The organism is Microbacterium flavum (assembly GCF_018717645.1).
Classification (GTDB): domain Bacteria; phylum Actinomycetota; class Actinomycetes; order Actinomycetales; family Microbacteriaceae; genus Microbacterium; species Microbacterium flavum.
The window spans coordinates 208,462-215,263 of record NZ_JAFLHG010000007.1 but is presented as its reverse complement, the minus strand read 5'-3'; the positions used below and the strand labels follow the sequence as shown (position 1 = coordinate 215,263).

Annotated in this window: 6 protein-coding genes; 2 read left to right on the top strand and 4 right to left on the bottom strand. The window is 68.3% G+C overall.

Features of this window, described 5'->3' with window-relative positions; all coding sequences use genetic code 11:
• Positions 1-107: 107 nt before the first annotated feature.
• The 4 genes from J0P97_RS09535 to J0P97_RS09520 all read right to left on the bottom strand — a co-directional run bounded on the left by J0P97_RS09535 (position 108) and on the right by J0P97_RS09520 (position 3,455).
• Positions 108-497: an SIR2 family protein gene (locus J0P97_RS09535; RefSeq protein ID WP_215487545.1), complete on the bottom strand. Its 390-nt coding sequence runs from the start codon at positions 495-497 to the stop codon at positions 108-110.
• Between the two features lie 254 nt (positions 498-751).
• Positions 752-1,942 carry a hypothetical protein gene (locus J0P97_RS09530; RefSeq protein WP_215487544.1) on the bottom strand — a complete coding sequence of 397 codons (1,191 nt, stop codon included), beginning with the start codon at positions 1,940-1,942 and terminating at the stop codon, positions 752-754.
• Between the two features lie 262 nt (positions 1,943-2,204).
• Positions 2,205-2,579 (bottom strand): hypothetical protein, encoded by a 375-nt coding sequence (locus J0P97_RS09525; protein ID WP_215487543.1) that lies wholly within the window; start codon positions 2,577-2,579, stop codon positions 2,205-2,207.
• Between the two features lie 372 nt (positions 2,580-2,951).
• A complete protein-coding gene (locus J0P97_RS09520; RefSeq protein ID WP_215487542.1) occupies positions 2,952-3,455 on the bottom strand; it encodes a hypothetical protein in 504 nt (167 codons plus the stop codon).
• A gap of 376 nt (positions 3,456-3,831) precedes the next feature.
• Between J0P97_RS09520 and J0P97_RS09515 the strand changes: the two genes are divergently transcribed.
• Together J0P97_RS09515 and J0P97_RS15930 are read left to right on the top strand one after the other, a co-directional pair.
• On the top strand, positions 3,832-4,077 hold the full coding sequence (locus J0P97_RS09515; protein ID WP_215487561.1) for a hypothetical protein: 246 nt from the start codon (positions 3,832-3,834) through the stop codon (positions 4,075-4,077).
• Positions 4,078-4,236: 159 nt separating this feature from the next.
• On the top strand, positions 4,237-6,690 hold the full coding sequence (locus tag J0P97_RS15930) for a helix-turn-helix domain-containing protein (RefSeq protein ID WP_215487541.1): 2,454 nt from the start codon (positions 4,237-4,239) through the stop codon (positions 6,688-6,690).
• Positions 6,691-6,802 lie beyond the last annotated feature (112 nt).

Below are 6,802 nucleotides of genomic sequence, written 5' to 3'. Positions count from 1 at the left end.
TCCACGGCTACCTCGGCGACGTCCCGCCGGCCGAGTTCGAGGAGACGTTCTATGCTGGCCAAACCACCACCGATCAGCTGGTGGGAATCAAATAGCGCGAGTCTCCATCAGACCCAGGGCGCTTCAGCCTCAGCGGCTGATGACAGGTGGGCGTCAAAGTTCGTGGTCACTATGCGCAGTGGAGGGATGGAACTGGCAATCGATGCAAGTGCGGAGTGGGTGGGATTGAAAGTCGACCCCGGAACCTGAAGAAGGCCGCGGGCGTGCGAGTGGACGTCGAAGTTGGCTGGAAGCGATCCAAGGAAGAAGTCAATTGCTACCGAGCCGTCAAACGGAACCCGCGCGAGGTCCGCAAGTTGTTCGGCCAGCTTTCGGAAGAGCGGGAGACTTGATGGCGGAGCTACGGAAGCGCCCGCGCCGACAAAGAAGACCAGCTTCCCCGCCGCCTGCGCATCGAGCACCGCCTGGGGAAGCTCCACCTCCGACGTGATCCACATCCACTCTCTCGCTCTCGTCCGAGACAAAGGCTCCGCAGTAGTCGAGCGCCGGCCGACCTCGGTCCAAACCTAGCCAAAGTCGACCTGGAAGGCGGGGAACGGCTGCGCCGTCGCCGTTTGCTACACAGAAACTACTGGGTCGGCGATGGATCCGAGCGCTCCAATCTCTGGCGCGACAAGCTCCTCAGCGCTCCACGTGTTGTACCTGAACGCGCTAAACCCGACGCAACACTCAGGTCGTGCTCTGAGCTCCCTCAGCCGGCCAGCGCCTGCACTAGCGCGGTGAGGGCCGCGCCAGCGACACCACCGAGAAGTGATGCTCCAAAGACTGTCACTAGCTCGGTGGAACGGGACTGACGAGCGCCGAGTAGATCTGCGACCGCCTTGACGTGATCAGCGTGGCTTCGACCGGAGGATTCAGTTCGCCACAGATCCCCGAACGCAGACTGCGCTACGTCCCCCGGCCATCCGCGTTCGGCGAACGCTTCCACTCGCTCTCGTTCGACATCAGCCGCGAGCACTTCCAGCATGAGGTCGTTGACGTGGGTATTTCCCTGGAAGAGCCGCTTCGTCCACGCCCGAATACCTCTCGCCCTATGCACTTCGACCAATGCCTCGAGCGAGAACTCAATGAACCGTTGATGTTTGTCGAGGGCCGCCGATCGAGAGACGAGGTCGTAGTACTCGCCTAACGATTCCTCAAGCTCGTCCTTTACCACCCGGTAAGCGTCAGCCGTCGTCGAAACCTGAGCAGACTTCTTCAGTCGAAACGCAGCAAACGAGTACCTCACAGCGTCGTGATGAGTGACGGCGAGCTCTTCTTCCGCTTCCTCGTTCGGCGCGAGGACAGCGCATTGCGTCCACATCGGACTCGGCCCGAGGAACGTGAACCTGATCGGGCTCTTAGCATTGACCCGTTGCTCAAACTCTGCGACTAAGAACTGTCTAACGATGGCGACGCCCAGCGCTGGGTCATTGGCAGCGTCGCTGGCGACGTCGACGTTGCGCACGAAAGCGACCGGCATGCCGCCGCCATATCGAATGTCGACGTCGAATACAGTGCCGTTGTACACCTGAGCTTGAGGCAGCACTGAACGCTGGACGTGCTCCGGGATGATTACCGTGAATTCGATCCGTCCCGACGAGGGGTGTGGGCGCAAGTCACCACCCTCGTGTAGCCCGCCGTCAGTCGAGGTCTCGCGCAGGAACATCGCGAAGTCGTCTCGCCACGTCGACTTGTGGTCACCTCTGACCAAATGGAAGCCGCTCAGATTGATCTTGTCGATGCTCGGTATCATCCGAAGGGCCGCTTCGACGTCCCCCGCCCAGCTATGGACCGTGTAGGTTCCCATACGGTTCTGCATCAAGAGCAGATCCTCGCCGGGAGCCTCGAATGAGTAGCAGCCGATCCCGAACCAGATGGGGGTCTCTTCAGGGGCAGTCACGCTGCTGATCGTATCCGCCGCGTCGTTCTGAAGCGGCTGGACATACAACGGACCCGGGCATGGTCTAGCGGTGGCGGCCGGTTGGGCGAGCTAGACGCAGCCTCGAGGCCACAAGTGCAGCGGAGCGCGCGGAGCTGAACACCATCTCGAAGAGCCTTCTCGCTGATACGAAAGAACGACTGCAACATCGAGTTGCGCAGTTCGCACTCGCACCGACCGGCTAGCCCAGGTCGACCGCCGCAGCCGAGGGCGACCACAAAGCTCAGTGTGTCGTCGGCGTGGGGATTTCTGTCGCGTGGGATGGCTCTGACGGGTTGATTCGCACCTCCTCAATCACTGACGAGATGATCTCCTCGACCTGCTCGGGGGAGATCGTCGGTTGGGGAGTCAACTGACCCGCGACCTGTAGCCCGTCTGCGAGGAGCGACAGTGCCGCAAGGACCAGGCCGAGCGAAGCCCCGTGCGCCTTCAGCCACGCGCCCAGTCGCCGGAACGCCCCGGTGCTAGAGAAACTCTCAGCGACGGCGGCGGCTGAGACGTCTCCCCGCTCCAGTCGCGCTTTCAGTTGTGACACGTAAAGGGCGAGTATCGCTGGAGTGATCCCTACCACTGTCGCGCCGGTCTCGTCGTGGACCAAGGGGAGGTCGAGTGTGTCGCAGGGCATCCCACAGATTGGGCAGTTGGGCGTTAGCCCGACTGAATCGGTACCCGTTGCGAACGTGATTGTCTGCCAATTGGGAGTCCAGTCCCAGCCGTACCTACAGTTGTTGCATGAGATGTGCACGGTGCTGAGCTTGGCGATCAGTTCAGGGTCAGTTCCCGGATCCCAACCCGACCCGACGGATGCCGAGGCACTTTGCGGCGGCTTCCGGGTCCTGGATCGGCCGTTCTTGGACATGCTGACATATTGTCAGAGCTCCGCACCGAAGGGCCGGGCCCAGCTCCGCTCACCCCTAACAAGCCGGGCGCGCTCGTACAGGCTAGATCCTCCCCTCCGCCCGAAGAGCTCTCAGGTTGTGGTATCTCGCCTTTGCCACCAGCGAAGAGGCCGAAGTCCCTTGAGCGCGGCTGCCGCAGAAGCTTCGGTGGTTCGTCCGCGTTGCTCGTCGCGGACACGATCAGGTCCAAACCCCGCCCAACCGAGCCCGCCCACATAGGTGACTCCGCCGATGATCGCTAGGGTCCAACCAGCGCCGAGGGCGAACGGCTCGTCGCCTTGACTGAGCGGTATTCCTAGAACTGTCACGACATACCCCAGCGCAGCAACCGCGAAGCCGGCGACGACGATTTGCGTGCGCCGGCGCCGCGTCAGCTCAGTGACCGCGAGCTCGATGAAATAGAAGTTCACGCGGCCGGCAGCGACTTCTCGCTGGTGATCGTTCTGCGCGTTCGCGAGGACTTTTACCCATAGGTCATAGCGAACCGAAGCGCTGACCTGATTAGCCATCGCGATAATCGCCGTTACGACGGCGGCGGCTCCGGCAATAACAGAGCCGATGATGTTCAGATCCATGATCCGATTATCTGGGCTTGTTTGCTGTCCATGATTCCGACCCCCAACGTACGAGAGGCGGTGGGTCGTCGGTCCTCCCCCGGTCAGCCGCGAGGCTGTCGAGCCAGGCGGCCACCCCCGTCGCAAAAAGCCCGCCCGTGGTTTGTCGCAATGAGCGCGCCACAAACGAACAGCCGCCGAGAGGGCGATCGTGGGCGTCGCCGTCCTCGCGCGACAGGCTCAGCCCACTGGCCCCCACCAAGCGACCAAGCGAGCAGCCTGATGAACGAGTGGGGTGGCCACCTAACCAGACGGGCGAAAGAGTCATCCTCCCGACGGATGCGGATCACCCGAGGAGCCGACGCGGCAGCCCTGCCCGCATTCGTAGCGTCGGAGCATGGCTACCGCGACGCTCTCCGTTCCCACCTCCCGCCACTCCCGCGTCCCCTGGCGCCGCCTCGGTCGCCGCGCGCACTCGCCGGAGATCGGTGCGCGTCGCGTCGATCTGCTGACCCCGCCGGCCGCGGCGGTGCTGTCGATCCTCGGGTCGATCGGCGCGATCGCGATCATCGGGCTGGCCCTCCTCGTCGTGCCGGCCGCGGCCGCCATCGTGTTCGGCCCCATCTTCCTGTCACTGATCTGAGCAGGGCCTCCGGCGCCCCGCCGACCGGCCTCCGAAACTGTCGCGATCCCGTTCGCGCATCGTCACGCGATCGCAACAATGATGCGGTTCCCTGACTTTGTAAGGATTGGTAACATAATCGGGCTGGGGCCGATGGGGACTGCACAGGAGGATCACCACGTGACGGAAATCGACGCCCCCGCATCCGGCGACATCGACGCGACACTTCGACTGCTCCACCACGGCGGAGACGTCGTCGCACCGCACGTCGCCGCCCGGCTGCACGCCGCGCTCCAGGCCGACGGCGCGGCGATCGCGCAGGTCGCGGCATCCCTCTCCCCCGCCCAGCGCGCGGGACTCTCGGCGCTCCCCGACCCCCTCCCCGTCGTTCCCGCCGTCCGCGATGCGGTGGCGGATGCCGTGGACGCCCTCCCCGAACCGGATCGCCGACTCCTCCTCACGGCCGCCGTCAGCGTCGACGAACGCGTCGACGTGGCCCTCGCCGCCGCCGGATCCACCATGTCGCAGGCACTCGCGTCGCCGGCATCCGCCCACCTCGCCTTCGCCGCCGGGCGCCTGTCCTTCCTCGACGCGCGCGTGCGGGTCTACGTCCACGCGGCAGCCTCGCTCGGCGCACGCACGGCCGCCCACGCGGCCCTCGCCGAGGCCTACCGCGACGCGGGCGATCACGCCCTCGCGACGTGGCACACCTCCCTCCGGACCCTCGAGGGCGATGCCGCGCTGGTCCCCGACCTCCTCGAGCTCGCCGAGCGGTCCCTCCGCGCCGGCGCCGCGGAGTGGGCGCACGCCGTGGCGCGCGAAGCGGCGAGCCACGCGACCGACGGCGAGCGCCTGCGCGCGCAGATCGTCGCCGGACGCGCGGCGCTCGCCTCGGGCCTCGTCGAGGATGCCGTCGCGTGGCCCCCCCCCCCCGCCGCGGCCTCCGCCCCCCTCGCGCGGACCGCGCCGCCCGCCCACGTCCGCGCGGTGGGCAGGCGCGAGGGCAGCGTCCCGGGCCGCGACATCGCGCGCCCGGTCGCGCCCCTCCTCGACACCGGCGCTCCGGCGGACACCGGCGTCGCGCCCGACACGGCCGGGGATACCGCCGGCGTGCCCGCCGACGAGGTCGACAGCGTCATCTCCGCCGTCGCCCTGGCCGCGTGGCTCCACGCCGAACGCGGCCACCTCGCCGACGCCGAGGCGATGCTCGCCCTCTCCGCGAGGCTCGTCCAGAGCGCGGGCCGGGCGAACGCATCGCTCGATGAAGCGCGGCGATGGTGCGCGCTGTTCGGGGTGGCCGCCCCCTCGCCCGCCGACGCGGCTGAGGAAGGCACCACCCTCGCCACACCGGCGGGCGCCCGCGAGACCGCCGACTCGGCGCGGATCGCCGCCGCGCTCCACCTCGCCCGCGAGGACCGCGGCGACGCCGCGCTCGGGATGCTCCAGAGCGGGGTCGGAACGGGGCTCGGCGATGCCCGCCCCGGCGCCGCCGACCTCGACCACCTCCGGACCTCGCCCCTCATCGAAGCGCATCGCCGCGTCGCGATCTCGCTCGTCCTCTTCTGGGAGGGCCAGCTCGCCCGCGCGCGCTCCGAGCTGGCGGAGGCCTCGACCGTCGCGCCCGTCTCGCTCGTCTTCGCCGGGGTCGCGGTCGCCCTCGCCCGGCGGCTGGACACCGTCACCGACGGCATCCCGCTCCCGACGACCGTTGCGATGGATGCCACGCACCCCACGCCCCAGTCCCGGCCGCTGCGCGCCGGGCTCCTCGTCGACCGTGCCATCACCGCCTACCTCGACGGGCGGATGACGGAGTCGGGAACGCTCCTCTCACTCGCCGCCGACGACACGGTCGCGCCGACGGATGCGGGCCTGCCCCTGCCGGGCCTCGACGAGCCGTCGGTGTGGGCGCTCGCCGGTCGCCGCCACGACGCGCAGACCGCCGCCGACCGCCTCGCCTCCGCCTACCGCGGCGCGACGGCGTCGCATCGCCGCGCCGCCGCCGCCCGCACGCGCGTCGCGACGAGCAGCCCCGAGGCGGCCCCCGCCGCGTGCCGTGCGGCCGCGGAGATCGGCCGCACGCTCGCCTCGGGGTACGACCGAGGACGCACGGAGATGCTGATCGCCCGCCGGTACGCGACGCTCGGCGAGCTCGGCTCGGCGCGCACGCACCTGGTCGCCGCGTCGGGACTGTTCGAAGCGGCGGGGGCGAGCGTCTGGCGCAACGCGTGCGTCGCCGATCTCGCACTGCTGCCCGCGGAGGACCCGGTCTCGGTGCTCACCGCACCGATCACGATCCCCGTCCCCCGCGCGGGCGCGCGCCCCGGAGAGCCCGCCCGCCCCGGCGACCCCGCCTCCGCGCAGCCCGTCTCCGCCCGGCGCGACGGCGAGGACCTGCTCGCCGCGGCCTGTCGAGAGGCCTGGCGGGACGTGCTGACCGAGCGGGAGCTCGAGGTGGCGCTGCTCGTCACCCAAGGGCTGTCGAACCGCGAGGCGGCGGCGCGTCTGTTCGTCTCGGTGCGCACGGTCGAAGTCCACCTCGGACGGATCTTCACGAAGGTCGGCGTGAGCTCGCGGGTGCCCCTGACGATCCACGCGCACCGGCTCGCGCGAGAGTACGAAGCACTCGCCAGCTGACGCTACGTGGTTCCTCGTATGAGGGATCGTGCGGATGCCGCGGGCACGGCCGCGGCTCTACCGTGCGGGAAGCGGCGTATCGCGCCGCCTCCCTCCGTCCGCACCGTTCATC

What these genes read in the sequence shown, in the direction of transcription:
- J0P97_RS09515 (WP_215487561.1), top strand. Translation starts at nt 3,832, where the DNA reads ATGGCTACCGCGACGCTCTCCGTTCCCACCTCCCGCCACTCCCGCGTC.
- J0P97_RS09520 (WP_215487542.1), bottom strand. Translation starts at nt 3,455, where the DNA reads ATGGATCTGAACATCATCGGCTCTGTTATTGCCGGAGCCGCCGCCGTC.
- J0P97_RS09535 (WP_215487545.1), bottom strand. Translation starts at nt 497, where the DNA reads ATGTGGATCACGTCGGAGGTGGAGCTTCCCCAGGCGGTGCTCGATGCG.